We start from the raw sequence: 26,179 nt of genomic DNA, 5'->3' as shown, positions 1-26,179 counted from the left end.
CTGAGACAGGTCCAACCGGTTAAGGACACCGCTCATGACTTCTGACAACGACCGCCGACGCGGTCTGCTCGCGCGGTTGCGCGAGCGGCCCGCCGCGCGCAGCAGGGGCCGCCGCCGGCTGGGCGCCGCGGTCCGGCTGATCGCCGCGCTGATGCTCGCCGGCGGCGCCTACACCGTCTTCGCCCCGGGTGCCCAGGCGCAGGACAACCCGCAGCTGACCGGCGCCGCCGCCGAGGGCAAGGCGCTGTTCGACGTGAGCTGTGTGACCTGCCACGGTCGCAACGCCCAGGGTGTCGAGGGCCGCGGGCCGAGCCTGATCGGCGTCGGCGCGGCCTCGGTCGAGTTCCAGGTCAGCTCCGGGCGGATGCCGATGGCCCGCCAGGAGGCCCAGGCCCACCGCAAGCCCCCACTCTTCACCGACGAGCAGACCCGTCAGCTGGCCCAGTACATCCAGGAGTTGGGCGGCGGCCCGGTCGTGCCCGAGGGAGACGACCTCGGCGAGGACGGCAACATCGCGTCCGGCGGTGAGCTGTTCCGGATCAACTGCTCGCAGTGCCACGCGTTCGGTGGTGGCGGCGGCGCGCTCTCCTCGGGCAAGTTCGCCCCGAGCCTGCGCCCCGCGACCGACCGCCAGATCTACGCGGCGATGCTGAGCGGCCCGCAGAACATGCCGGTGTTCGGCGACAACCAGCTTCGGCCGGAGCAGAAGGCCGACATCATCGCCTACATCCAGGAGACGCTGAAGCACGACCAGGACCCGGGCGGCTTCAACCTCGGACGGTACGGCCCCTCCACCGAAGGCCTGGCGATCTTCCTGGTCGGCATCGTGGCGCTCGTCTTCGCCAGCCTGTGGATTGCGGGCAAGTCGTGACCGAGCGGATACTCCCCATCAGCGCAGTGGTGCCGCTCGGCGCCACCCGTAGCGAGGTGACGGCATGAGCACCCCCACCGAGCACCCGACCCCCCAGGGCCGGGAGCCGCTCGACGTCAACGACCCCAAGCTGACCCGGTTCGACATCGTTCGTGAGGGCGCGCGTCGGGACGACATCGAGATCGTCCACTACGAGCCGCAGGTGCTGCCCGGCACCAAGGCGGAGCGTCGGCTGACCCGGGTGGTCGCCGGCTTCTTCCTGCTCACCGGTCTTGCCGCGACCGCCTTCATGGTCATCTACATCGCGTGGCCGTGGCAGTACGAGCCGGGTCGGGGCGGCGACAAGTTCTACACCCCGCTGCTCGGTTTCACCCTCGGCATCGCACTGCTCGCCGTCGGCTTCGGCATCCTGACCTGGGGCAAGAAGTTGCTGCCCAAGGAGGTCTCGATCCAGGACCGGCACGAGGGCCAGGTGGACTCCGAAGGTCGCATCATCACCGGCCAGACCATGCTCTACATGGCGGACGAGCTGGGCGTGAAGCGTCGCCCCCTACTCGGCATCTCGCTGCTGGCCGGTCTCGCGCCGGTCGCCGCGGTCGCCGCCGCACCGCTGGTCGGCGGTCTGATCTCCGATCCCCACAAGAACAACCAGATGTTCACCACCGGGTTCGCCGCAGCCAAGGGCAGCGAGCGGATCCGCCTCGTCCGCGAGGACGGCCGGCCGGTCCGCCCGGCGGACATCAGCAGCGGTGGGCAGCTGACCGTCTTCCCCGGCATCGAGCACGGCGTGAGCAACCGACACGCCGACTCGCCGACGCTGCTGATCCACCTCCGCGACTCCGACGCGCTGGCTTCGCGTCAGGCCAACGAGAAGATCGGCCACGGCGACTACATGTGGGGCAACTACGTCGCGTTCTCCAAGATCTGCACGCACGCCGGCTGCCCTGCCAGCCTCTACGAGCAGCAGACCAACCGGCTGCTCTGCCCGTGCCACCAGTCCCAGTTCCTGATCACCGACAACGCCAAGCCCATCTTCGGCCCGGCCAGCCGGCGGCTGCCGCAGCTGCCGATCGAGCTGGACTCCGAGGGGTTCTTCGTGGCGAAGTCCGACTACACCGAGACCGTCGGGCCTGACTTCTGGGAGCGGCCATGAAGCGTCGAAAGCTTGACCTTGCGGCGACGCCGGGTAAGGCCGCGGTGGGAGTGGACGACCGCTTCGCGGTGGCCACCCCGCTGCGCAAACTGCTGAACAAGGTCTTCCCGGACCACTGGTCCTTCCTGCTCGGCGAGATCGCGCTGTTCTCGTTCGTCGTGCTGCTGCTGACCGGTGTGTTCCTCACCTTCTTCTTCGAGCCGGCGATGACCGAGGTGGTCTACGACGGCAGCTACGCGCCGTTGCAGGGCACGCCGATGTCCGCCGCGTACGCCTCCAGCCTGGACATCTCGTTCGACGTCCGCGGCGGTCTGGTGATGCGGCAGATGCACCACTGGGCAGCGCTGCTGTTCATGGCCGCGATCGTCGTGCACATGCTGCGGGTGTTCTTCACCGGCGCCTTCCGCAAGCCGCGCGAGACCAACTGGATCATCGGCTCGCTGCTGTTCTGGGTCGGCTTCCTGGCCGGCTTCACCGGCTACTCGCTCCCGGACGACGGCCTCTCCGGCACCGGCCTGCGGATCGCCTCGGCGATCATGCTGTCCATCCCGGTGATCGGCTCCTGGCTCACCTCGTCGATCTTCGGCGGCGAGTTCCCGGGCACGATCATCATCAGCCGGTTCTTCATCGCCCACGTGCTGCTCATCCCGGGTCTGCTGGTCGCGCTGATCAGCGTCCACCTGGGCCTGGTCTTCAAGCAGAAGCACACCCAGTGGCCCGGCCCCGGCCGGACCAACAACAACGTGGTCGGCGAGCGGATGTTCCCGCGGTACGCGCTGAAGCAGGGCGGCTTCTTCATGGTCGTCTTCGGCGTCATCGCGCTGATGGGCGGTCTGTTCCAGATCAACCCGATCTGGCTGTTCGGCCCGTACGAGGCGTGGGTGGTCTCGGCCGCCAGCCAGCCCGACTGGTACGTCATGTTCCTCGACGGGTCGACCCGACTCATGCCGGCCTGGGAAATCAACATCCCGCTCGGCGACGGGTACGTCATCCCGCCGCTGTTCTGGCCGACGGTCGTGCTGCCCGGCATCCTGGTGGGCCTGTCGACGATGTACCCGTTCCTGGAAGCCCGGCACCTGAAGGACCGCAACAGCCACAACCTGCTCGAGCGGCCCCGTGACGTTCCGGCCCGGACCGCCGTCGGCGCCATGGCCGTCGCGTTCTACATCGTTCTGACGCTCTCCGGCGCCAACGACGTGATCGCCGACAAGTTCCAGATCAGCCTGAACGCGATGACCTGGGCTGGTCGGATCGGTCTGCTGGTGCTCCCGCCGATCGCGTACTACATCACCTACCGGCTCTGCCTCGGTCTGCAGCAGCACGACCGGGAGGTTCTCGCGCACGGCGTCGAGACCGGCATCATCCGGCGCATGCCGGACGGCCGGTTCGTCGAGGTGCACCAGCCGCTCAGCGCGTCGAACGGGCACGCGGACGGTCACGGCGAGCTCGAGTACGTCGGCTGGGTCGTGCCGAAGAAGATGAACCGGCTGGGCGCCCTCGGGCCGGCCATCCGGGGCTTCTTCTACCCGATCGAGAAGCCGGTCGAGGCGCCGGTCTCGCCGGGGTACCCGCCGGTCGAGGCCCGGCCCGAGCGCGAGGAGATCGGCAGCGGAGAGAGCCGCCGCTGATCGCCCGATCGCACCGTTACGTGGCGCCCGCCGGATTCCGGCGGGCGCCACGTCGTATCCGCACCCGCCGCCCAGGCGAGGCGGAGTCGGACGGCCACGACGGGACCGGTAGACCCCGCGCGACGGGCGATCGCAGGAATAACCCCGGTGAGCCGGGTATCCGTGCGGTCCAACGTCTCAAGGGGGGGAAGCATGTTGGGTATCAAACGCCTCGGCCTGTTGGCCGCGCTTGTACTCGTCGGTGTCGCGCCGGCTGCGGCCGCGCAGGCCGCGGCACAGCCGTCAACGCAGGACACCCAGTACCTGCAGGCGGTTCACCAGGTCAACCTGTTCGAGATCACCGCCGGTGACCTGGCCCAGCAGAAGGGTCAGGACCAGGGGGTCAAGGACCTGGGTGCGATGCTGAAGACCGACCACACCCAGCTGGACCAGACGGTGCAGCAGACCGCGTCCCAGCTCGGGGTGGAACTGCCGAACGAGCCCAGCGCCGATCAGCAGGCGGTCATCGACAAGCTGAACAACGCCAGCGGTGCGGAGTTCGACCGGCTCTGGGTGACCAGTGAGCTGGCCGGTCACGTCCAGGCCATCCAGGCCACCCAGACGGAGATCTCGCAGGGCTCCGAGCAGTCGGTGGTCCAGTTGGCGCAGACGGCTCTGCCGACGTTGCAGGCGCACTACGACGAGCTGGTGCAGCTCGCCAACCAGTTGGGCATCCCGGTTCCGCAGACCAGCGCCAGCGGTACGCCCAGCCCGGGCGGCACCGGCACTGAGTCGCCGGCTCCGGGCGGCACCGGCACCGAGTCGCCGGCTCCGGGTGGCAACACCGAGTCCCCGGTTCCGGGCGGCGGCACCACCGAAACGCCGGCTCCCAGCGAGAGCTGACGTAGCGACAGCAGACGGCCGGTCCACCCGCGCGGTGGACCGGCCGCCGTGCGTGCGGCTCAGTCGGCGCTGGCCAGCCCGATCGCGAACGCTTCTTCCAGGTCGGTCTGCGAGTATGCCCGGAACGCGATGTGCGACTCGGTGTTGAGCACACCCGGCACCTTGGAGATGCTGCCCGCGATGACCTGGGCGATCTGGTCGAACTCGCGGACCCGGACGATGGCGATGAGGTCGACGTGCCCGGCGACCGAGTAGACCTCGCTGACGCCGGGGAGGTTGGCCAGGGTCTCCGCCACCTCGGGAATCGCATCGGTGGCGCAGTCGATCAGCACGATCGCGGTGATCACGGGACATCTCTCCGTTCGTCGGCGTCGTCGCCCATGCTAGATGTTTCGGTCGGGAACTGGAGGCGGGAGCCGTCGGGCCTCAGCCGTGCGCGGCGCAGGGCACTGTCAGGTCGTCCCCGACCCGGATCGCGTCGTGCAGCCGCTCGCCGTCGCGCACTGTCGCGCCCGGCCAGACCACTGCCCGGCGGACGTCGCCGCCGACCCGGGCGCCCGCGCCGACCACCGACTCCACGCAGCGACCGGTCACCGTGGCCGACGGGTCGACGAGGACGCCACCGGCCGCGGCGTGCAGGTTGGCCGCCAGGTAGTCGGCCGGGGTGCCGGTGTCGTAGAACGTGCCCGGGAATGGCACCACCTCCAGGGCGCCCGCCGCCTCGGCGGGGCGCCACACCGCGCGGACCAGGTCGGAGACGACGACCGGCAGGTCGCGGACCAGCCGCCAGGGCAGCAGCGAGAACCCGGTGAAGCAGTGCCCGGCGAAGGTGCCCGGCGCCGCCGGGTCCGCTGCGGGCTGACCCAGCAGGCGTACGGTGTGCCCGTCCCACCCGTCGAGCATGGCCGCCACGTCCGGGCCGGGCGCAGCCGCCGGATCGGCCAGGTACGCGTCGGCGTTGCCGACCAGCACCGGCCGCCCGTCGATCCAGTCCTGCAGACGGGCCACCCCGCCCGCGGTGCCCAGCGGGTCACCCGGCTCGACGGACAGGTGCGCGCGCTCGCCGACGTGGGCGACCACCTGGTCACCGAGGTAGCAGGCGTTCACCGCGACCCGGGCGGCACCGGTCAGGCCGAGCCCTGCCAGCCGGGCCAGCGCGAGGTCCAGCAGTGGCACGTTGCCCACCGGGCAGAGCGCCTTGGGGACCCGTTCGGTGAGCGGGCGCAGCCGGGTGCCCTCGCCGGCGGCGAGCACCACCGCGCACAGCTCCGCCGGCACGCCAGCCGCGCCGGTCATGGCAGGTTGTCGGGAACCGGTGGCGGGAACTGCCCGGCCAGCGGCCCGATGTCGTAGTAGGCGAGCAGCCGGGCCGTGGCCCAGCTCAGCTTGGGCAGGTCGTCCAGCGGGTGCCAGGCGGCCTCGAAGACCTCCGCGCCGTCGACCGCCAGCTCGGTGGTGGACGCCGGGACCTCCGTCTCGAAGACCATGTCCACCCAGCCCTTGGCGTGCACGATCGCGTTCGGCACCGCCGGGCGCAACCGGGACGGGGGGAGCCGGATGCCGGACTCCTCGAAAAGCTCGCGGGCCGCTCCCACCACCGGGGGCTCGCCACGGTCCAGCAGGCCGGCGGGGAGCGACCAGCCCCGGCCGGGCGGCTGGCGCAGCATGAGCAGACGGCCCGCGCCCGTCGCCTCGCTGTCGCGGACCAGGGTGACCGCGCCGACGATGTACTTGGGCACGGCCAGCCGGACCAGGCGCCGACGCACCGGCAGCGGCAGCCGGTAGAAGGCCTGGTAGAAGATGGCCCGACCGGTGGCGCGGGAGCGGGGGATCATGACTCCAGGCTAGTGGTCACGAATGTCCTTCGGACGCGCCGGGGCCGGCCCGGTCACTGCCGGTGGTCGACCAGGTCGATGAGCTGGCGTACGACGGTGTCTGGTTCGATCACCCGGTCGAAGACCGCGACCAGCAGGGTCTCCAGGTCGGGATAGCCCAGCTCCTCGGAGAGGCGCAGCAGTGGCAGGTCGCTGGCGAGGCCACGATTGTGCTGACGCAGGGTCAGCCCGATGGTGGCCCGCCCGAGCCGGACCTTGTCGCTGATCGTGATGCCCGGCTCGGTGTGCTCGGCGAACCACCGGTTGATCTGCATCTGCGCGTGCGGTGACTTGACGAAGCTCAGCCACTCCCGGCGGGGGCCGCGCGGCGCGACACCGGCCTCGAAACCGTTGTCGCCGTCGTTCTCGGTGAAGATCTCCACCACGTCGCCCTCGTCCAGCTCCGAACTCAGCGGGGCGAGCCGACCATTGATCCGTGCGGCGAGGCAGTGGTCGCCCCGCTCGTTGCCCAGCTCGTACGCGAGGTCGACGGGCGTCGCGCTGGCCGGCAGCACGATCTGCCGCCCCTCGGCGAAGACCTGGATCTGGCCCTCGGCGAGGTCGCACCGCAGCGACTCGAGGAACTGCGCCGGGTCGGCCGCACCCGGCTCCCAGTCGAGCACCCGGCGCAGCCAGTCCAACTGCTCGGCGCGCGCCCCGGCGCTGCTGGCCCCCGAACGGGGGAAGCGGAAGTCGGCGGCGATGCCGTACTCGGCCGAGCGGTGCATCTCCTCCGTGCGGATCAGCACCTCCACAGTGCGGTCCTGTGGGCCGCAGACGCTGGTGTGCAGCGAGCGGTAGAGGTTGTTCTTGGGGGAGGCGATGAAGTCCTTGAAACGGCCGGGGATCGGTCGCCAGGTGCCGTGGATCGCGCCCAGCGCGGCGTAACAGTCGGTGGCCGGGCCGTCGACCACCACCACGATGCGGGGCAGATCGTACGGGGCGGTGTGCTCGCCGGCGATTGTGTCTTTCCAGATCGAGTAGAGGTGCCGGGGACGAGGGCTCACCTCGGCGTCGACCCGGCTGCGCTTGAGCGCCACCTTGGCCCGGGTGACCACCGAGTCGAGGTACGCGTCCCACCCCGGCCGGTCGTGCACGTGCCGGGCCAGCCGGGCGTGCTCGTCGGGTTCCAGGTGCAGCAGCACCACGTCGTCCAGCTCGCGCTTGAGGGTCTGGATGCCCAGCCGGTCACAGAGCGGGACCAGCACCTCCTGGGTTTTGCGGGCGATCCGCTCCCGGGAGGAGGCCGAGCGCACCCCGAGGGTACGCATGTTGTGCAGCCGGTCGGCCAGCTTGATGATCAGCACCCGGACGTCCTTGGCGGCCGCGACGATCATCTTGCGGATCGTCTCGGCCTCGGCGGCCTTGCCGTAGAACGCCTTGTCGAACTTGGTCACCCCGTCGACCAGGTGGGCCACCTCGCCGCCGAAATCCTCGGAGAGCGCCTGGAGGGTGTAGCGGGTGTCCTCCACGGTGTCGTGCAGCAGCGCCGCGACCAGGGTGGTGGTGTCCATCCCCAGCTCGGCGCAGATCTGCGCCACCGCGAGGGGATGGGTGATGTACGGTTCCCCGCTCTTGCGGAACTGCCCGCGGTGCATGTTCTCCGCGATCGTGTACGCCCGTCGCAGCACCGCGGGGTCGGTGCCGGCGTGGATGCCCCGGTGGGTGCGCACCAGCTGGGTGACCGGGTCGGAGTCGGTGGTCGGCCAACTGAGCAACGACCGCAGCCGGCGGGCGAGCGGCAGCTCACCCGGCTGTGTCGGCAGGGCGCCCCCCAGGGCGGCGCCGTGTCCGGCGTCGACGTCCACGAGGGACACCTCCTCACCCCGGCTCCGCATCGCCGAAACCCGGCGGCGGGGAGCAGGCCCACGAATCGGGCAGGACTGCACTTCTCTAACAGCCTAAGCGAGTCGACGTAGTCCGATCGGTCAGTTGGTCATGAGCGTTCGGTCGAGAGTTGATGGGACGCGCCGTTCTCGGCCTTCGCCAGCAGGTCACGGAACCGCCCCGCACCACCGGCCGGGGAGGACCAACCGGAGGACATCTCCACCAGCCGGGTCTCCGGTCGTTCCAACCAGGACAGAATCCGCTCGGACTCCTCGGCGGTGGCCGCAGGCACCGGGCCGTGCCCGCCCGAGACCGTCTCGGCGGTCGCCCGGATGGTGGTCAGGGTGGGCCGTGGGTGCACACCCGGCGGGGACACCCCCGCACCGGCCAGTCGGCCGTGCCGCACCAGCGCCAACTCCCAGCCGCCCCGGGCGGCCGGCCGTGCCGCGGCCAGCTCGACGATGCCGGTCAGCGCGGCCAGCCGCTGCATCCGCACTGTGGCCCGCAGCACCGCGGCCAGCCGGGACCGCATTACCGCCGCCTCCTCGTAGCGCTGGTCCCGGGAGAGCACGTCGATTCGGGCGAGCAGCGCGTCCACCACCGGCTGCGGGTCGCTGGCGGTGGCGGTGCGGAAGGGCGCGGCGGCCTGGTGGTCGTACTCCTCGGGGGTGATCTTGTGCTCGCAGGGTGCCGGGCAGCGACCCAGCTCGGCCAGCGCGCAGGCCGGCGTGATGGTGCGCAGCGAGAGTCGGTGCGTGCACTGACGCAGCGGCACCGCGTCGTGGAAACCGGCGGCGGCCAGCTCCGCGGCCCGCCGGGAGGTGAACGGCCCGAGATACGCGGTGTCGGTGGGGGAGAGGTCGCGCACGATCGACAGCCGAGGGTACGGACCGTCGGTCAGCTTGAGCCAGAGCATGCGCTCCGGGTATTTCGACCGTCGGTTGTACGGCGGGGCGTGCGCGGCGATCAACCGCAGCTCGCGGACCTCCGCCTCCAGCGAGTGGGCGCACTCCACCGCCTCGACCCGCTCGGCCGCCGCCAACATCTCGGAGATCCGGGCGCGCTTCTCCCCGGCGGTGAAGTAGCTGCGCACCCGGGTGGCGATGTCGACGGAGGTGCCCACGTAGAGCGGGCGGTTGTCGGCGGCCCGGAAGATGTAGACCCCGGGGGCCTTGGGCAGCCCCTCGGCCAGGTGCCGTTTGCGGCGCTGGGTCGGCGTGACCGCCCGGGCGAACTCGATGGCGTCGCCGACCGTGTCCACCCGGTGCCCGCCGAGCCGACCGATCAGCCCGTGCAGCACGTCGACTGTCGCCTTCGCGTCGTCGAGCGCCCGGTGGGTGGGCTGGGTGGTGGTGCGGAAATAGGCGGCCAGGGTGCCGAGCTTGCGGTTGGGCACCTCGTCGCGGGTCAGCACCCGACGGGCGAGCGCCGCCGTGTCCAGCACGCGGGGATTGGGCCAGCGGTAGCCGTGCTTCGCGCAGGCGGCCTTGAGGAAGCCCACGTCGTACGGGGCGTTGTGGGCCACCAGCACCGCGTCGGCGATGAACTCCAGGAAGCTCGGCAGCACCTGCTCGATCGGCGGCGCAGGCAGCAGCATCGCCTGGGTGATGCCGGTGAGCACGGTGATGAAGGGCGGGATCGGCTGCCCCGGGTTGACCAGGGTGGCGAGCACACCCAACTGCTCACCACCGCGCACCTTGACCGCGCCGATCTCGGTGATGCCGCCGCCGTCCGGCGCGCCGCCGGTCGTCTCCAGGTCGACCACCACGAAGGTGGTCGCGTAGAGCGGCAGCGCCGGGTCCACCCCACCCGCCGCCGGGTCGAGACCGGCCAGCGACTCCTGGACGTACTCCGCCTGTGCCATCGGCGGCACGCTAGCGCCTCGGTCCGACACTCCCGTCGCAGCCGTCCCACCAGTCACCATGGGGCTAGGATGAGAGATCGGCTCACTCACCGGGCGGTGGGCCCGGTCGCGGTGGGAGACTTGCCACATGCCCCTCGCCGAGCCGCACGACGACCACCTCCCACAGGAGGATCTGGTCGCGCTCGACGGGGTCGTCAGCAACCCGGACGACAACGTAGTCAGCGAGACATCCGGGGCATCCGACCCCACGGTGGCAGGCGACGGCCAGGGCACCGAGCCGGAGTCGGCCGAGTCGGAGTCGGCCGTGTCCGAGCCGGAGCCGGCCCTGCCGGAGCCGGAGCCGACCCTGCCCGAGCCGGTCCGGCAGCGGATCGTCACGCTGACCGCCGCCGTCCTGCCCACGCTGCCCGCCGACGAGGTGCCGGTGCCGTTGCGCCGGGTGGCCAAGTTCGCCCCCAACCGGCGGGCCCGGCTCGGCGCGCCGGTCATCGCCGCCCAGCTCACCGCCGACCCGCTGTTCCGGCAGCGGGTCACCGCCCGCGTCCTGGCCGACGCGGGTGACCTCGGGGCCGCCGTCGTCGAGGGCACCGCGCCCGCCGCCGCCGACCCGGTCGAGGTCGCCGCGCTGGCCTACCTGGCCAGGCCGCGCGGCTGGCGGGAGCTGATCGACGCCAGCGGCGCCGCCGTTCGCGCCGAGGCGGACAGCGCTGTCGTCGCCGAGCTGGTCCGGGAGGCCGAGCAACGGGCCACCCGCGCCGAGCACGACCGGGCGGTGGCCCGGGTCGAGGCGGAGAAGCTGCGCGACGAGCTGGCCCGCGTCCGTGAGGAGCTGGGTCAGCTCCGCGAGGAGTCCCGGCAGGTCGCCCGTACCCTGCGGGAGACCCAGGCTCGCGAGCGCAAGGCCACCGAACTGCTGGCCACCGAACGCGGCCGGGCCGCGCGGGCCAGCGCCGACGTGGACGCCGAGCTGCGCCGCGCCCGGGCCCGGCTGGCCGAGGCGGAGGCCGCCGCCGGAGTGGCCCGCGCGAGCGCCAAGGAGGCCCGCTCGGTCGACGACGCCCGGCTCTGGCTGCTGCTGGAGACCATCGGTCAGGCCGCCGTCGGCCTGCGCCGGGAGCTGGCCCTCGACCCGGTGGACAAACTCCCCGCCGACTTCGTGGCCGACGCGTTCGCCGAGCAACCGGGCACCGCCCCGGCCAGCCCCGCCGCACGCGCCCGCGACACCGACGACCCGGCCCGGCTCGACCAGCTTCTCGCCCTGCCCCGGGCGCACCTCGTGGTGGACGGCTACAACGTCACCAAGCGCGGCTTCGGTGACATGTCCCTGGAGCAGCAGCGCAAACGTCTCATCACCGGGCTCGGCGGGATCGCCGCGCAGACCGGCGACGAGATCACCGTCGTCTTCGACGGCGCCGAGCGGATGCACGGGTTGCCACCCGCGCCGCGCGGCGTCCGGGTGCTCTTCTCCCGCAAGGGCGAGACCGCCGACGAGCTGATCCGGCGGCTGGTCCGTGCCGAGCCGGCGGGTCGCCCCGTGGTGGTGGTCTCCTCCGACCGCGAGGTCGCCGACGGGGTACGCCGGCACGGCGCCTACCCGCTGGGCGCCGACTCGCTGCTGCGGCGGCTCGCCCGCTCCTGAGAGCTGCATGTCGTCGCGACGTCGGTCAGGTGGTCGGTAGCCGCCGGGCCAGCTCACGGCGCAGCACGTCGGGGCCGGGCGTCATCCAGGCGAGCCGGGCGACCAACTCGTACGGGCCGCGTCCGAGGGTCGACCACTGGCCGGGCCGCATCGGCGGCCGGGTCTGCTGCGGATCGAGTGGCGTGACCACCAGTCGCGGTTCCAGGCGGCCACGGACCTGAGCGCGCGCCACGTTGGCCCAGTCGATGCGGAGATTGCTGCCGTGCGGTCCGGTCAGTTCCAGCGCTTCGTCGGTCAACCGCAGCGGCAGCCGAGGCTGACGGCGCAGCTGCCAGGCGGTGGTCAACGCGACGCCGACGCCGATCGTGCCGAACCGCAGCAGCACCTGCCACCACGGCTCATCGAACAGCGCCGCGTACACGGCGACGAGGGCAGCGGCGCCCAGCACAGCGAGGAGCTTGGCGGTGCGATGTCGGCGCGACGAGTAGTGGAATTCCACCACGGACGAGGCATCGAGGCTGGTCACCACCGTCCTGTGCCCGAGTGGCCGGTCGGCCAAACGATGTCCCTCCTGTCGGGCGATCGACACGGAGTTTCCTGATGTCGGGTGTTCCGGCGGGTCGGGATGGCCCGGTTTCGCGGAGCTGGAGTCGATCTCACCCCAAACGGTCGGTCGGAACTGGTTTCTGTCGTACCCGGTGGTTAGCGTCGATGTGACCGACGGTGCTCGGTCGGCGACGACAGGGCGCCGGCCCTGCGCCGCGAGCCGATCAGGAGGCGTGATGCTCATCGACTGCGACGGGTGCGCGAAGCGGGCCGACGGCTGTTCCGGCTGCCCGCTGACCGCCCTGTTCGACGAAACGTCCCCGGCGGCCGGGCTGGTCGCCGCCGAGGTCGAGGCCATCGAGGTGCTCGCCCGAGCCGGCTTCGACGTGGAGGTGCTGGCCGCGCCCGCACGGCCCGGGATCGCTCACCGCCGCGCCACCCGCCGGGTCGCCTGAGCGCGAGACCGCGCCCGGGAGCGCGCTTTCCGCGGGCCATAGGATGAGCGGTCACGGCGGGAGGAGCGGCGCGATGAGCGGGGTACGACGGGTGGTGACGCGGTGACCCCGCGCGGGTGGGCGTTGCTGACCCTGGCCGGCTTGACCGTCGCGTTGGTCGTGATCGCCGCGCTGCTCATTCCGTGGCACCGACCTCCGGCACCCCGCGCCGACCAGCTCGCCGCGCTGGGTGACCTGCCGGCGGAGCAGGTGGCCAAGGGGCGGGAGTTCCGGGCCGCGCTGCGCCCCGGCGGCTACACCGCGCTCGCCGTCGGGCTGTTGGTCGCCCTGGCGCTCGGGCTCACCCCGCTGGGCAGCCGTCTGATCGAGCTGGTGGCTCGGCCCTTCGGCGGGCACTGGGCCGCGCAGGCCGTGGTGGGTGGGCTGGCTGTGGTCCTCGTCGCCGACCTCGTCACGCTCCCGTTCGCCGCTTGGCGTCAGAGCGTGCTCACCCGCTACGGGTTGAGCACCAACGGTTGGAGCGGCTGGGCGGTCGACCTGCTCAAGTCGTACGCGGTCAGCGCGGTGATCGGCGCGGTGGCGCTGTTCGGCTTCTACGCGGTCATCCGGCTCGCGCCGCGCTGGTGGTGGGCGTTCGGCGCGGGTGGTGCGGCGCTGCTGGTGGTGCTGCTGTCGTTTGTGCTGCCGGTGCTGGTCGAGCCTGTGTTCAACCGGTTCACCCCGATGGAGCAGGGCCAGCTGCGCACCGAGCTGATGAGCATGGCGGCCCGCGACGGGGTGCCGGTGCGCGACGTGCTGGTCGCCGATGCCTCCCGGCGCACCAAGGCGGTCAACGCGTACGTCTCCGGTCTCGGCCCGACGCGGCGGGTCGTCGTCTACGACACGTTGCTGACCGAGGCGACCCCAGCCGAGGTGACAGCCGTGGTGGCGCACGAGTTGGGGCACGCCAAGGACTCCGACGTGGCGGCCGGCACGCTGACCGGGGCGTTGGGTGCCGCCGCGGCGGTGGTGGCGCTCTACCTGCTCGGCTCGTGGGGGCCGCTGCTACGGCTGGCCGGTGTCGACTCGGTCGCCCAACCGAGCGCGTTCCCGCTGCTGCTGGCCCTCGTCACGGTGGCCGGGCTGGTCGCCGCGCCGGTCCAGGCACTGATGTCGCGGCGGGTGGAGGCACGAGCCGACGCCCATGCGCTCGCGCTCACCCGCGACCCGGAGGCCTTCGAGTCGATGCAGCGCCGGCTCGGCTCTGTCAACCTCGGCGACCCCGATCCGCCGCGCTGGGAATACCTCTACTCGGCCTCGCATCCGTCCACCGTGGAGCGGATCGCCGCCGCCCGCGCGTACGCCCGGGAGTCTGGCCGATGAGCCGCACACTGCTGATCACCAACGACTTCCCGCCCCGCCCGGGCGGGATCCAGTCCTTCGTGCACAACCTCGCGGTGCGTCAACCGGCCGGCTCGGTGGTCGTGTACGCGTCGAGCTGGCGCGGTGCCGCGAAGTTCGACGCCGACCAGCCGTTCGAGGTGATCCGGGAGCGCACCCGGGTGCTGTTGCCCACCCCGCTGATCGCCCGCAGGGCGGCGCGGCTGGCTCGCGCATACGACTGCGACACGGTGTGGTTCGGTGCGGCAGCGCCGTTGGGGTTGCTCGCCGCCGGTCTGCGGCGGCGGGCCGGCGTACGCCGGGTGGTGGCGCAGACCCACGGCCACGAGGTCGGTTGGGCGGCGCTGCCGGCGGCCCGGCCGGCGCTGCGGCGCATCGGTCGGGGCGTCGACGTCACCACCTACCTCGGCGAGTACACCCGCAGCCGGTTGGCCCGCGTGCTGGACGGGGTGACCGAGCTCCGCCGCTTGGCGCCCGGGGTCGACGTGGACACCTACCACCCGACAGTGGACGGTGAGCAGGTCCGGGCCCGGCTCGGGCTGACCGACCGGCCGGTGGTGGTCTGCGTGTCCCGGCTGGTGCCGCGCAAGGGTCAGGACATGCTGATCCGGGCACTGCCGGAGATCCGTCGCCGGGTGCCCGAGGCGGCGCTGCTGATCGTCGGCGGCGGGCCGTACCGGGCCACCCTGGAGAAGCTGGCCCGGCAGATCGGTGTGGAAAGGGACGTCGTGTTCACCGGCTCGGTGCCGTCGGCCGAGTTGCCGGCGCACTACGCGGCGGGCGACGTCTACGCGATGCCCTGCCGCACCCGCAACCGCGGTCTCGACGTGGAGGGGTTGGGCATCGTCTACCTGGAGGCCTCCGCGACCGGCCTGCCGGTGGTGGCCGGTGACTCCGGCGGCGCGCCGGACGCGGTCCGTGAGGGGGAGACCGGCTACGTCGTCCGCGGCCGGGACGTCGCGCAGCTCGCCGACCGGGTCGCCCGGCTTCTCGCCGACCGGGACCTGGCTCGCCAGCTGGGTGCTGCCGGCCGGGCGTGGGTGGAGCGGGAGTGGCGCTGGGAGGCGCAGGCGGACCGGATGGCGGCGTTGCTCGCCGGCTGACCGCAGCGCCGTGCTCAGCTCTCCCGGGTCGGTGCGTAGCGAGGCACGTACTCCTGGCCGGTGAGCTTCTGGATCGCCGCCATGACCTCGTCGGTGACCGTCCGGATGTCGCGTGGCCCGTTGATCCGTTCGGCGACCGGGATCGGCGGGCCGAACCGCAGGGTGACGGGGTGCCGGCGGGGCAGCCGCGCGTCGACCGGCAGCACCTCGGCGGTGCCGGTCACGCCGACCGGGATGATCGGCACCTCGGCGTCGCGGGCCAGGCGGGTCATCCCGACGCGGCCCCGGTAGAGCCGTCCGTCCGGCGAGCGGGTGCCCTCCGGGTAGACGGCCACCAGGCCGCCGGCGCGCAGCACCGGTACGGCGGCGTCGAGGGCGCGCAGGGCGGCTCGGCCGTCGGCGCGGTCGACCCGGATGGCACCCATGCCGGCGACGATGCGCCGGTTGAGCCAGCCGCCCGGACCTCGGCCGGTGAAATACTCGGCCTTGGCCCAGAAGGTCACGTGTCGGGGCGCCGCGGTGACGAGGAACAACTCGTCGGCGACGGACAGGTGGTTGCCGGCGAGGATCGCGCCGCCGTGCCGGGGCAGATGCTCCAGCCCTTCCACGCGGGGCCGCCAGCCCAGCCGCAGCGTGGTGCCGACGGTCAGCTTGGTGAGGTCGTACAGCAGGGGCACGTGTTCTCCGGGTTCAGGTGGGGTTCGGGCCGAGATGGGCGTCGAGCGCGGCGCGCAGCAGGGTGTCGTCCTCGGTGGCGCCGGTGGCCAGCGGCAGGCTGCCCCAGGCCCAGAGCTGGGCGATGCCGTGCAGGTTTGCCCAGAGCGCGCCGGCGAGCACCGGCGCGGGGGCGTCGGTCGGCCGGCGTACCTGGGCCACCAGGTCGGCGAGCACGTCGAACAGCGGCAGGCTCGTCTCGCGCAGCCGCAGCCGGCCGCTGTCCAGCAGGTCGTGACGGAACATCAGCTCGAACATGCCGCGATGGGCCGCCGCGAAGTCCAGGTACGTCCGGGCCAGCGCGGTCAATCGGGTACGCGGGTCCGGGTCGACGTCGCGCATCGTCTCCTCGACGCGGGCGGTGAGGTCGGCGAAGCCCTCCCGGGCGATGGCGGAGAGCAGGTCGACGTGGGTGGGGAAGTAGCGGCGCGGGGCGCCGTGTGAAACCCCGGCGCGGCGGGCGATCTCCCGCAGTGACACGGCCGACTGGCCCTCGCTGAGCACCAGGTCCACCCCGACGGCGACCAGCCGCGCCCGCAGCCCGTTCTCGCCCCCGTCCATAGACAGTGTCTACCAGCATCCGTAGACGCTGTCTACTCGGGGCGCGGGGCGCGTCGGTGGCGCGCGCTGTTCCCTGGGCTCATCGGTGGGGCCTGCTCAGCCATCATCGGGCGGCGTGTCGTGGGCTGCGGGGACGTGGGAGTCAGCCTGATGCCTGTGAGTCATCAAGATGACGCACAGGCATCAGGCTCAATGGAGATACCGGACGGGGAGCCTCGATCACTCCCTCACGTGATCCACTCCGGTTTCAAAAAGTCGCGGTGTCCTGATGCCAGGGATACCCCGCCATCATGGAAGACGAGTGGATCATGCCCGGCCGCCGCGGCCCGAGGTTCAGCGGATGCGGGCCAGGATGCGATCGGCGGGGGCCGGGCGGCCGAAGTGCCAGCCCTGGGCGGCGTCGCAGCCGATCGCCCGCAGTCGCTCAGCCTGCCCGGCGGTTTCCACGCCCTCGGCAGTGACGGTCAGGTCCAGCGCGTGCGCCAGCGAGACCAGCGAGGCGAGGATCCGCTCGTCGGTGCGACCGACCGACGGCGACCGCAGGCCGGCCACGAACTCCCCGGCCACCTTCAGCTCGGTCACCGGCAGGTCCCGCAGGTACGCAAGGTTGCTGTAGCCGGTGCCGAAGTCGTCGATGGCGATCCGCACTCCGAGGTCGGCCAGGACCCGCAGGGCGCGTACCGGCTCCTCGGCGGTGCTCATCATCGTGCTCTCGGTGATCTCCAGTTGCAGCCGCTCCGGCGGTAGGCCGGTCTGCCGCAGCAACGCGCGGACCTCCTGCACCAGCCCGGGCCGGTGCACCTGGCGTACCGCGAGGTTGACGCTGACGAACGGTGCGGCGGCGCCACCGGCCGACCAGGCCTCCGCCTCGCGGCACGCCTCGGCCAGCACCCACCCACCCAGCTGCACGATCAGGCCGGTCTCCTCGGCCAACCCGATGAAGCTGTCCGGTCGAAGCACACCCAGCTCAGGGTGCCGCCAACGGACCAGCGCCTCGACGCCGACCAGGCTGCCGTCGCGCAGTGAGGTCAGCGGCTGGTAGTCGAGGTAGAACTCGCCGCGTTCCAGGGCGGCTGGGATGGCGGCGGAGAGCGCGTACCGGGCCAGTTCACGTTGGTTGCGCTCGGCGTCGTAGAGAGCCCAGCGGGCCCCGCCAGCGGCCTTCGCCCAGTGCAGCGTGCTGTCGGCGGCCCTCATCAGGTCGCTGGGGTTGGCACCGGCCACCTGGCGCTCGACGATGCCGATGCTCGCCGAGATCTGCAGCTCGTGCCCGTCGACCAGCGCCGGTGCCCGCACCGCGGCAAGGGCGGTCTCGGCCACCTCCAGCATGTCGTCGGTGCCGCCGCTGCGCTCCACAAGGATGACGAACTCGTCCCCGCCCAGGCGGGCCAGCAGGTGCTCACCCATGGCCTTGCACAACCGCTCGGCCACGGTGACCAGCAGATGGTCGCCAACCTGGTGCCCCAGGGTGTCGTTCACGACCTTGAATCGGTCCAGGTCCAGGAAGCACACCCCGACCCGCTCCGCGCCCCGGCCCGGCTCGTTCAGCGCGGCGGTGAGCCGCTCGGTGAACAGCGTCCGGTTGGGCAGGCCGGTGAGGGGGTCGTGGGTGGCCTGATGCCGGAACCGGGCCTCGCTGGCCCGCAGCGCCCGCTCGGCCTGGGTGCGGGCCCTCATCGCGGCCCGGCGGATCGACTCCTGCTCGTCGAGCGTCCGGTCCCGCAACGCGCGGGCGTAGCCGGTCGCCACCGCCGCGAGCAGCCGGGCCATCCGGTCCTCGACGTCCTCGGCCACCAACCCCAGGTCGCGCACAAGGCGGAGCTGGATGACCTCGACGGTACGACCGAGGCCCTCCGCGGAGGCGATGTGCGCGGCGACCAGCTCGGCGCCGACCCGGTGCCCGGCACGCAGGTCGAACGGCTCGGTGAGCAACGCGCCGGCCAGTTGCCCGGTGAGCCGGTGTAGCAGGGTTTCCAGCTGGGCCTGGGTCATCGGCAGGTAGCTGGTGCCGGAGACCGCCTTGGCCCAGGCGCGCGCGAACGTGCCCGGGTGGGTGGCCACCTCGGGCAGCTCAGTCACCGAGTCGCCCGACGCCGCCCATGAAGACCGCGCGCTCGGCGTCCTCCGCGCTCTCCGGGGTGTCCGGTCGCCACTCGGGCACCCAGACCACGCCGGGGTCGAGCAGCTCGAACCCGTCGAACAACTCGGTCAACTCGGCGCGGCTGCGCACCCACAACGGGTTGTCGGTACGCCGGTAGACCCGCTCGGCCTCGGCGCGTTCGTCGTCGCTGCGCCCGTCGTCGCTGGCCTGCGACAGCACGAGGTAGCTGCCGGGGGCCAACGCGTCGCGCAGCGTCCGCAGCAGCTCCGCCGGTCGGTCGTCGTCGGAGACGAAGTGCAGGACGGCCACGACCATCACGGCGACCGGCTGGCTCAGGTCGAGCAGCTTGCGGACGTCGGGGTGGGCCAGGATCGCCTCCGGGCGCCGCAGGTCCTCCTGGACGACCACGGCCCGCTCGTTGCCGGCGAGGATCTCGCGGCTGTGCGCCACGGCCACCGGGTCGACGTCCACATAGACCACCCGTGACTGCGGGTCGAGCCGCTGGGCGATCTCGTGCACGTTGCCGACGGTCGGGATGCCCGAGCCGATGTCCAGGAACTGCCGGATCCCCGCCTCGGCGAGGTGGTGCACGGCCCGGCGCAGGAACGCCCGGTTGGCCTGGGCCATCAGCGGCGCCTCCGGCACCGCCGCGACCATCGCCTGCGCCGCGGCTCGGTCAGCGGCGAAGTTGTGGGAGCCGCCGAGATAGTAGTCGTACATCCGCGCGACGCTCGGGCGCTCGATGTCGATGGTGTCGGGTGCCCAGTCCGGCCGCTGCATGCGTCAACCCCTCGAATCCGCGACGCGAGCGTCGTCGCCCGCGCGGGTATTGTGCACCCGCCACGCACGCCAGACCATAGCGCGCCGGAGGTTGCCCGCCGACGTCGGTCGATACGCGACGGTCCGCGCCTGGCCGAAGCTGGCGCGGACCGTCGGTCGCGACGTCCCGCTCGACGAGCGGGGACAGGTCAGAACTTGGGAGCGTCCGGTGCCTCGAGCAGGCCGAGCCGGAGTGCGGTCATCAGGGCCTGAGCCCGGTTGGCCGCGCCGAGCTTCTCGTAGAGCTTGGAAATGTGCGTCTTGGCCGTGGACTCGCTGACGAACAGCTGCTTCGCGATGCCCGCCACGCTCATTCCGTCGGCGAGCAGCCGCAGCACCTGCCCCTCCCGCGGTGACAACTGCGGGCCGGACGGGGCGAGCCGACGCTTCATGGCCTCAGCCAGGTCGGCGGCGGTGAACGCGCTGGGGGAGGAGGCGGCGTGCCGTGCGGCGGCCACCACCTCGTCGGCCGGGGCGGTCTTCGGCACGAAGGCGCTCGCGCCGGCCTCCAGGGCGCCGAAGAGCTGGTCGTCGCCGGCGTACATGGTCAGCACCACGATGCCCATCGACGCGCTGGACTTGCGCAGCGCGCGAGTGGCCTCCAGGCCGCTGCCGTCGGGCAGCCGCAGATCCATGATCACCACGTCCGGCTGCAGGGCGCCGGCCTGGCGTACGCCCTCCGCCGCCGTGGCCGCCTCACCGACGACCTCGAACTGGCGGTCGCGCTCGAAGGCATGCCGCAGGCCCTTGCGAATCAGGTCATGATCGTCGACAAGGAGGACCTTGGTGCGGGTGGCCGGTGTCGGACTTGTGGTCATCCTCGGGTTACTCCCCTTCTGATGGTGCTGCGCTGTCGCGCACGTTGTCTCGCCGGGCCGAGGTGCCGAGAACCACCGCCACGGTCGTGCCGCTGGGTTGCCGCGGCCTGATCTCCAACCGGCCCCGGATACGTTCCGCCCTCTCGGCCATGATCGCAAGACCGTACCGTCCGTCGGGGCGCTGGTCAGCCATCCCCTGACCGTCATCCGACACTTCTATTTGTGCATACGGCGGGTCGACCTCACACGTGACCCACAGATTCGAGGCTCCGGCGTGCTTGCGGGCGTTGGTCACCGCCTCCTGGGCGATGCGCAGCAACTCGGCCTCGGTGGCGGCCGGCAGCCGCGCGGTGGACTCGTCCAGCGAGAGGTGCACCCGCAACCCTCCGGACGCGCCGACGGTGCGCGCGTACTCGGCGATCGCCGCGGCCAGCCCGCCCTGCCGGTCCACCTCGCTGCGCAGCTCGAAGAGGCTCAGCCGCAGCTCCTGGATCACCCGGGTCACCTCGGCGCGCAGCGTACGCAGGGCCTCGGCGGTCTCGTCCGCGTCGTCGAAGACGGTGGCCAGTGCGTTGTCGATGCCGTAGCCGACCATCACCAGTTCCTGCGCCACCCCGTCGTGGATCTCCCGGGCCAGCCGCTGCCGCTCCTCGTTGGTGGCGAGTGAACGCACCTCATCGAAGAGCAGCGCCGCCTCCAGCCGCAGCGCGGCCGGGCGGGTCAGCGCGGTCACCCGGGACACCACCGGCGGCGGGTACGCGTGCGCGGCGTCCGCCTCCAGGACCACCAGCCCCACCGTGCGCACCCCGGCGACCAGCGGAACGATCAGCGCGGACACGTCGCCGCCACGGTGCGAGCGGGACTGCGAGCGCGCGGCCGTCGTGGCCTGCTGGCTGGCCCAGGCGTCGGCGATGGCCGAGTCCGCGTCGAGTGTCGTCTCCCAGTCCACCCGGTCGACGCCGGCCTGGGCGAGCACCACGAGCCGGCCGCCGCCACTGGCCGACAGCACCGCGCCCCGGTCGGCCTGGGCCACCGTGCGCAACTCCTCCAGCAGGTGCTCGGAGATGCCACCCGGATCCAGGGTGGCCCCGGGCAGCTGCCGGGCGACCGTCCGCAGCTGGGTGAGCAGTCGGGTGGCCTCGGCGTACGGCTGGGGTTTGCCCTCGTTGCGGACGGCCATCAGCCGGTGCAGGGTGCCGGCGGCGTAGAGCCCCAGCGCCGCCAGGATGAGCCACTGCGCGCAGACCGCGAGGTATCCGAGCTGGCCGAGCTGGGGCCCTCCGTCGACCTGGGTCAGCGCGCCGCTGACCAGCAGGGTGGCGGCGGTGACCGCGAGCAGGGCGGTGCCCTCGGAGAAGCGGCGGCGCAGCGCGGTGACGGTCACCGGGACCGCCAGGTAGGGCAGCACCGCTGAGGCGCCGAGGCCGTCGACGGTGCCGCCGATCGACGCGACCGCCGCCACGTGACTCGCGGCGAGGCCCAGCACCACCACCTCCGCCACCCGGCTCAGCGGCGCGATCAGCCGGTGTTGCGGGGCGAGCAGGGACGGCAGCCCGGCCACCGCCAGCAACGCGATCCACCACAGCTGGCCGACGTCACGGGTGGCGAAAAGGGTCAGGACGGCGATCAGCGCCAGCATCACCAGGCGGGCGGCCGCGGCGAGGGGATGCGGGTGCGGTGCGGTTGCTGTGGATGCGGGCACGTGACGGATGGTAGTCAGCCTCGGTAGATATCGGCGATCTCCGCCGCGTACGTCTTGTGGACAACCTGGCGTTTGACCTTGAGCGACGGGGTCAGTTCGCCGGTCGCCTCGGTGAAGTCGCGGGGCAGGACCCGGAACACCTTGATCGCCTCGGCCTTGGAGACGGCCTGGTTCGCCGTGTCGACCGCGGTCTGGATCTCCTGACGCAGGCCCTCGTGTTCGCGTAGCTGCTCGACCGTGGTGTCGGCGGGCATCCCGGCGCTCTGCAGCCAGGCCGGCAGCGCCTCCTCGTCGACGGTGACCAGTGCCGCGATGAACGGCTTGGCGTCACCGACCACGACGCACTGGCTGATCAACGGGTGCGCCCGGACCAGGTCCTCCAGCACCGCCGGGGCGACGTTCTTGCCGCCGGCGGTGACGATCAGCTCCTTCTTGCGGCCGGTGATGGTGAGGTAACCGTCGGTGTCGAGGTGACCCAGGTCGCCGGTGCGGAACCACCCGTCGGCGCTGATCGCCTCGGCGGTCGCCGTCTCGTTGCCCCAGTAGCCCTGGAAAATCAACTCGCCGGAGATCAGGATCTCGCCGTCGTCCTCGATGCGGATGGTCACGCCGGGCAGCGGGCGGCCGACGGTGCCGATCCGGGTGCCGTCCGGCAGGTTCGCCGCGGCGGCGGGCGACGTCTCGGTGAGGCCGTAGCCCTCCAGGATCGTCACGCCGATGCCGCGGAAGAAGTGCCCGAGCCGGGCGCCGAGCGGTGCGCCGCCGGAGATCGCGTCCCGGCACCGGCCGCCGAGCGCGGCGCGCAGCTTGCGGTAGACCAGCCGGTCGAAGACCACGTGCTGGGCGCGCAGCGCCAGGCCAGGCCCGCCCGGGGTCTCCAGAGCCTCGCTGTACGCGATGGCGACCTGCTCGGCGCGGGCGAAGATGCGCCCCTTGCCGTCCGATTCGGCCTTCTGCTTGGCCGCGTTGTAGACCTTCTCGAACACCCGGGGTACGGAGAGCACGAAGGTCGGCCGGAACTCCTGCAGCTCGGCGACCAGGTTCTTGGTGTCGGCGCAGTGCGCCATGGTGGCCCGGGCCTGCACGACGCCGATCTGGATCAGCCGGGCGAAGGCGTGCGCCAGCGGGAGGAAGAGCAGGGTGCTCGCGCCGGGGTTGAACAGGTTCGGCAGCACCGGGATCGCGTTGGCGATGTCGGCGTACATGTTGCGGTGGGTGAGCACGCAACCCTTGGGGCGGCCGGTGGTGCCGCTGGTGTAGATGATCGTGGCGAGGTCGCCGGCGTGGACGGCCTTGCGCCGCCGCTCGACCTCGGCCAGCTCGACGCTGGCACCGCTGGTGACCAGCTCGTCGACCCCGCCCCGGTCGATCTGCCAGACGTGGTCCAGCTCGGGCAGCCGGTGCCGGACGCCGGCGACCAGGGCCGCGTGCGCCTCGGTCTCCACCACGACGGCGACCGCGTTGGAGTCCTCGAGGATCCACGCGGCCTGCTCGGCGCTGGAGGTCTCGTAGATCGGCACGGTGACCGCGCCGACGGTCCAGATGGCGTAGTCGAGCAGCGTCCACTCGTAGCGGGTGCGGCTCATCAGGCCGACCCGGACACCGGGCTCGATGCCGGCGGCGATGAGCCCGCGGGCGACGGCGGCCACCTCGTCCCGGAACTGGAGGCAGGTCACCTCGGTCCAGGCGGTGACGGCGCCGTCGGCGCTCGCGGCTGGGCGGGCGAACTGGACGGCGTCGGGCGCGACCTCGGCGTTGTCCCAGACCGGATCGGTGAGGTTGGCCGCGTCGCCAACGGTGACGATCGGCGGGACGGAGAACTCGCGCACCTGCACTCCTTCGTGCTCGCACTGGTCGGGCCAGCCGTCGCCCGTGGGTGTCGGCTGTGTCGAAACCTACCTGGTGAGCACCGGCACACCGCCAACGCCCGGGGCTGTTCCGGCCGCCTGCGGGCCTCGGGACGTGCCGACGGGGGCGGCGCGGCACACCGGGGGTACCCGCCGGGTAGCCTCGCCCCATGGCGGACTCCTCCACCCAGTCGATCATCATCGGCGCCGCACCGGACCGGGTGGCGGCGGTCATCTGCGACTTCGGGCGCTACCCGGAGTGGACCGACGCGTTGCGCCGCGCCGAGGTCGTCGAGGAGTACGAGGACGGCTACGCCAGCCAGGTGCGCTTCACCATCGACGCGGGGGTGATGGCCGACGAGTATGTGCTCGCCTACGAGTACGCCGAGGACCTGTCCCGCATCGAGTGGCACCTCGTCGCGCCCTCGAAGATGCAGAAGAGCCAGCGCGGGTCGTACGACCTGGTGGGCAACCCGGACGGCAGCACCACGGTGACCTACACGCTGGAGGTCGACCTGTCGGTGGGAATGCTCGGGATGTTTCGCCGCAAAGCCGAGAAGATGATCATGGACACCGCGTTGAAGCAGCTCAAGCGCCGGGTAGAAGCAACCGGTGCGGCGCAGTGACGTGTCCGGTGGCACGGTAGAGGAGTCGAGGGTGGGCGGAACGGATCCGGGTTCGGCCCGGGAAGAGGCGGAGCGGCTGGTCGCCACAGTGCTGGCGGGGGCGCGACTGGCCTCCGCAGGCTCGGCGGGCGGCGCGTTCGGCTCGCTGGGCGGGGTGCTGGCCGGTGTCCTCGGTCACAGTGCCGGCCCGGACGGGCGTCCCGGCCCCGCAGGTGCTTTCGCCACCGGATCGGCCGAATGCTGCGTCTGCCCGGTCTGTCGGGGCATCGCCGCGTTGCGTGACCCGAGTCCGGAATTCGCCGAACGTCTCGCGACCGGCGCCGGAGACCTGGCGGCGGGCGTCGCCAGCCTGCTCCGCGCGTTCTCCCCGGCGGAGCCGCCCTCGACGAACCCCTCCGAGTCACCATTCGAGCAACCCACCCGGACCGCGCCGGCACCGGCCGCGAGCACCGACGATGTGCTCCCGCAGCCGGCCCCGGACGAGCCGCCTGCCGCGGCCGGTGACCACCACGTGTGGCGCGATGCCACCCGCACCGGGCATGATTCTCAGCCGGCGCCGGAGCGGGATGTCTGGTCGGTCGCCACCCGGACGGCGGACCCACTCGCCCCGGCCGCCGCACCACCCGTCGACGAGGCCGGGTCGGCGACCGTACCGGCACCGACCACCCGTCCCGTGGTGCCCGCCTCGCGGGTGCCCGACGACACCGACGCGGAAGCATCGGGCGACGGCGCCTGAGCGCGGGACATTTCCGACCCGGACCGGCATGCCGCCGGGACACGGGCCGGACGGCACAGCAGAGGGGGCGGCAGCGGTGACGCTGACCATCGGAGTCGACGTCGGTGGCACGAAGGTGGCCGGCGGTGTCGTGGACGACACCGGCACGGTCCTCGTACAGACCCGACGGGACACTCCCGCCGATGACGTCGGCAAGACCCGCGACGTCATCATCGAGCTGGTCGGTGAGCTGGCAGCCGGGCGGACGATCGAGGCCGTGGGCATCGGCGCGGCCGGCTGGATCGACGCCAGCCGCTCGACAGTGCTCTTCGCCCCCAACCTGGCCTGGCGCGACGAACCGCTGCGCGAGTACGTCAGCAAGGCCATCGGTCTGCCGGTGATCGTGGAGAACGACGGAAACGTGGCCGCCTGGGCCGAGTTCCGGTACGGCGCCGCCCGCGACGCCGACGACTCCATGATCATGTTCACCATCGGCACCGGCGTCGGCGGCGGCATCGTCCTCGGCGGCGAGCTGATGCGCGGCGCGCACGGCATCGCCGCGGAGCTGGGCCACATGCTGGCCGTTCCGGACGGGCACCAGTGCGGCTGCGGCCGGCTGGGCTGCATCGAGCAGTACGCCAGCGGCAGCGCCCTCGTACGCTTCGCCCGGGCCGGCGCCCGCCAGGAGCCCAACCGGGCCACCGCGCTGCTCGACCTGGCCGGTGGCGAGGCCGAGGCGATCACCGGCCCGATGGTGACCGCCGCCGCGCAGGGCGGTGACCTGATCTCCGCCGAGGCGTTCGCCCAGATCGGCCGGTGGCTGGGCACCAGCCTCGCCGACATGGCGCAGATCCTCGACCCGCAGACCCTGGTGGTGGGCGGCGGTGTGATCGACGCCGGTGACCTGCTGCTCGGCCCGACCCGCCGTGCGTACCTCGACGCGCTCGCCCAGCGTGGTCGCCTGCCGGTGGCCGAGGTGCTCCCGGCGGAGCTGGGCAACAGCGCCGGCGTCATCGGTGCCGCCGACCTGGCCCGCCGGATCTGAGGCGGTCCA

24 protein-coding genes are annotated in these 26,179 nt (G+C 72.3%); 11 read left to right on the top strand and 13 right to left on the bottom strand.

From position 1 onward, the window contains the following. Positions 1 to 34 precede the first annotated feature (34 nt). From qcrC to CLT68_RS30445, 4 genes are all read left to right on the top strand, one after another. The gene (gene qcrC, locus CLT68_RS30460; RefSeq protein WP_099856126.1) at positions 35 to 871 is read left to right on the top strand and encodes a cytochrome bc1 complex diheme cytochrome c subunit; all 837 of its coding nucleotides are present in this window, start codon (positions 35 to 37) and stop codon (positions 869 to 871) included. A 64-nt stretch (positions 872 to 935) separates the two neighbouring features. Beyond that, entirely contained in the window at positions 936 to 2,024 is a 1,089-nt protein-coding gene (gene qcrA / locus CLT68_RS30455; protein ID WP_099856124.1) for a cytochrome bc1 complex Rieske iron-sulfur subunit, read from the top strand. Then, positions 2,021 to 3,652: a cytochrome bc1 complex cytochrome b subunit gene (gene qcrB / locus CLT68_RS30450; protein WP_099856122.1), complete on the top strand. Its 1,632-nt coding sequence runs from the start codon at positions 2,021 to 2,023 to the stop codon at positions 3,650 to 3,652. Before qcrA ends, qcrB begins: the two co-directional genes overlap by 4 nt. Before the next feature lie 192 nt (positions 3,653 to 3,844). Beyond that, on the top strand, positions 3,845 to 4,534 hold the full coding sequence (locus tag CLT68_RS30445; RefSeq protein WP_099856120.1) for a DUF4142 domain-containing protein: 690 nt from the start codon (positions 3,845 to 3,847) through the stop codon (positions 4,532 to 4,534). A gap of 59 nt (positions 4,535 to 4,593) precedes the next feature. Here the strand turns inward: CLT68_RS30445 and CLT68_RS30440 are convergent, their stop codons facing one another. The 5 genes from CLT68_RS30440 to CLT68_RS30420 form a co-directional block, all read right to left on the bottom strand. After that, a complete protein-coding gene (locus CLT68_RS30440; protein ID WP_088949449.1) occupies positions 4,594 to 4,881 on the bottom strand; it encodes an Lrp/AsnC family transcriptional regulator in 288 nt (95 codons plus the stop codon). Positions 4,882 to 4,960: 79 nt separating this feature from the next. After that, positions 4,961 to 5,830, bottom strand: a complete 870-nt coding sequence (locus CLT68_RS30435; RefSeq protein WP_099856118.1) for a sugar phosphate nucleotidyltransferase — start codon at positions 5,828 to 5,830, stop codon at positions 4,961 to 4,963. Next, entirely contained in the window at positions 5,827 to 6,369 is a 543-nt protein-coding gene (locus CLT68_RS30430) for an NUDIX hydrolase (protein ID WP_088949447.1), read from the bottom strand. The genes CLT68_RS30435 and CLT68_RS30430 overlap by 4 nt, the downstream gene beginning before the upstream one ends. A 53-nt stretch (positions 6,370 to 6,422) precedes the next feature. Beyond that, positions 6,423 to 8,216, bottom strand: coding sequence for an HD domain-containing protein (locus CLT68_RS30425; protein WP_099857815.1), 1,794 nt, complete (start codon positions 8,214 to 8,216; stop codon positions 6,423 to 6,425). Positions 8,217 to 8,344: 128 nt separating this feature from the next. Then, positions 8,345 to 10,099, bottom strand: coding sequence for a DEDD exonuclease domain-containing protein (locus tag CLT68_RS30420; protein ID WP_099856116.1), 1,755 nt, complete (start codon positions 10,097 to 10,099; stop codon positions 8,345 to 8,347). A gap of 304 nt (positions 10,100 to 10,403) precedes the next feature. On the opposite strand from CLT68_RS30420, the gene CLT68_RS30415 reads away from it, so the two are divergent. Next, entirely contained in the window at positions 10,404 to 11,738 is a 1,335-nt protein-coding gene (locus CLT68_RS30415; RefSeq protein ID WP_486482470.1) for an NYN domain-containing protein, read from the top strand. Between the two features lie 25 nt (positions 11,739 to 11,763). Here CLT68_RS30415 and CLT68_RS30410 read toward each other — a convergent pair whose 3' ends face one another. Beyond that, positions 11,764 to 12,264 (bottom strand): hypothetical protein, encoded by a 501-nt coding sequence (locus CLT68_RS30410; protein ID WP_099856112.1) that lies wholly within the window; start codon positions 12,262 to 12,264, stop codon positions 11,764 to 11,766. A gap of 256 nt (positions 12,265 to 12,520) precedes the next feature. Between CLT68_RS30410 and CLT68_RS30405 the strand changes: the two genes are divergently transcribed. The 3 genes from CLT68_RS30405 (at position 12,521) to CLT68_RS30395 (ending at position 15,222) form a co-directional block, all read left to right on the top strand. Further along, positions 12,521 to 12,739: a hypothetical protein gene (locus tag CLT68_RS30405; RefSeq protein ID WP_099856110.1), complete on the top strand. Its 219-nt coding sequence runs from the start codon at positions 12,521 to 12,523 to the stop codon at positions 12,737 to 12,739. A gap of 102 nt (positions 12,740 to 12,841) precedes the next feature. Further along, a complete protein-coding gene (locus CLT68_RS30400) occupies positions 12,842 to 14,101 on the top strand; it encodes a M48 family metallopeptidase (RefSeq protein ID WP_099856108.1) in 1,260 nt (419 codons plus the stop codon). Continuing rightward, complete coding sequence (locus CLT68_RS30395; protein ID WP_088949440.1) at positions 14,098 to 15,222, top strand: glycosyltransferase family 4 protein; 1,125 nt, start codon at positions 14,098 to 14,100, stop codon at positions 15,220 to 15,222. Before CLT68_RS30400 ends, CLT68_RS30395 begins: the two co-directional genes overlap by 4 nt. 14 nt (positions 15,223 to 15,236) lie before the next feature. Here the strand turns inward: CLT68_RS30395 and CLT68_RS30390 are convergent, their stop codons facing one another. The 7 genes from CLT68_RS30390 to CLT68_RS30360 all read right to left on the bottom strand — a co-directional run bounded on the left by CLT68_RS30390 (position 15,237) and on the right by CLT68_RS30360 (position 23,766). Further along, positions 15,237 to 15,899, bottom strand: coding sequence for a lysophospholipid acyltransferase family protein (locus tag CLT68_RS30390; protein WP_088949439.1), 663 nt, complete (start codon positions 15,897 to 15,899; stop codon positions 15,237 to 15,239). A gap of 13 nt (positions 15,900 to 15,912) precedes the next feature. Further along, positions 15,913 to 16,497, bottom strand: coding sequence for a TetR/AcrR family transcriptional regulator (locus CLT68_RS30385; RefSeq protein WP_099856106.1), 585 nt, complete (start codon positions 16,495 to 16,497; stop codon positions 15,913 to 15,915). 333 nt (positions 16,498 to 16,830) lie between these two features. Then, positions 16,831 to 18,489 carry a putative bifunctional diguanylate cyclase/phosphodiesterase gene (locus tag CLT68_RS30380; RefSeq protein ID WP_355161551.1) on the bottom strand — a complete coding sequence of 553 codons (1,659 nt, stop codon included), beginning with the start codon at positions 18,487 to 18,489 and terminating at the stop codon, positions 16,831 to 16,833. Positions 18,490 to 18,568: 79 nt separating this feature from the next. Further along, positions 18,569 to 19,378, bottom strand: coding sequence for an SAM-dependent methyltransferase (locus CLT68_RS30375; protein ID WP_088949437.1), 810 nt, complete (start codon positions 19,376 to 19,378; stop codon positions 18,569 to 18,571). A gap of 188 nt (positions 19,379 to 19,566) precedes the next feature. Then, the gene (locus CLT68_RS30370; RefSeq protein ID WP_007072219.1) at positions 19,567 to 20,235 is read right to left on the bottom strand and encodes a response regulator transcription factor; all 669 of its coding nucleotides are present in this window, start codon (positions 20,233 to 20,235) and stop codon (positions 19,567 to 19,569) included. 7 nt (positions 20,236 to 20,242) lie between these two features. Further along, a complete protein-coding gene (locus CLT68_RS30365) occupies positions 20,243 to 21,937 on the bottom strand; it encodes a sensor histidine kinase (RefSeq protein WP_099856104.1) in 1,695 nt (564 codons plus the stop codon). A gap of 14 nt (positions 21,938 to 21,951) precedes the next feature. Then, positions 21,952 to 23,766: an AMP-dependent synthetase/ligase gene (locus CLT68_RS30360; protein WP_099857811.1), complete on the bottom strand. Its 1,815-nt coding sequence runs from the start codon at positions 23,764 to 23,766 to the stop codon at positions 21,952 to 21,954. A 188-nt stretch (positions 23,767 to 23,954) separates the two neighbouring features. Between CLT68_RS30360 and CLT68_RS30355 the strand changes: the two genes are divergently transcribed. From CLT68_RS30355 to CLT68_RS30345, 3 genes are all read left to right on the top strand, one after another. Next, positions 23,955 to 24,410: an SRPBCC family protein gene (locus CLT68_RS30355; protein WP_088949435.1), complete on the top strand. Its 456-nt coding sequence runs from the start codon at positions 23,955 to 23,957 to the stop codon at positions 24,408 to 24,410. 31 nt (positions 24,411 to 24,441) lie between these two features. Further along, positions 24,442 to 25,146, top strand: a complete 705-nt coding sequence (locus tag CLT68_RS30350; RefSeq protein WP_099856102.1) for a hypothetical protein — start codon at positions 24,442 to 24,444, stop codon at positions 25,144 to 25,146. Between the two features lie 76 nt (positions 25,147 to 25,222). Next, a complete protein-coding gene (locus tag CLT68_RS30345; RefSeq protein ID WP_088949433.1) occupies positions 25,223 to 26,170 on the top strand; it encodes an ROK family glucokinase in 948 nt (315 codons plus the stop codon). Positions 26,171 to 26,179 lie beyond the last annotated feature (9 nt).

Source organism: Micromonospora sp. CNZ299 (assembly GCF_002754415.1).
This window is presented reverse-complemented; position numbering and strand designations above follow the sequence as displayed.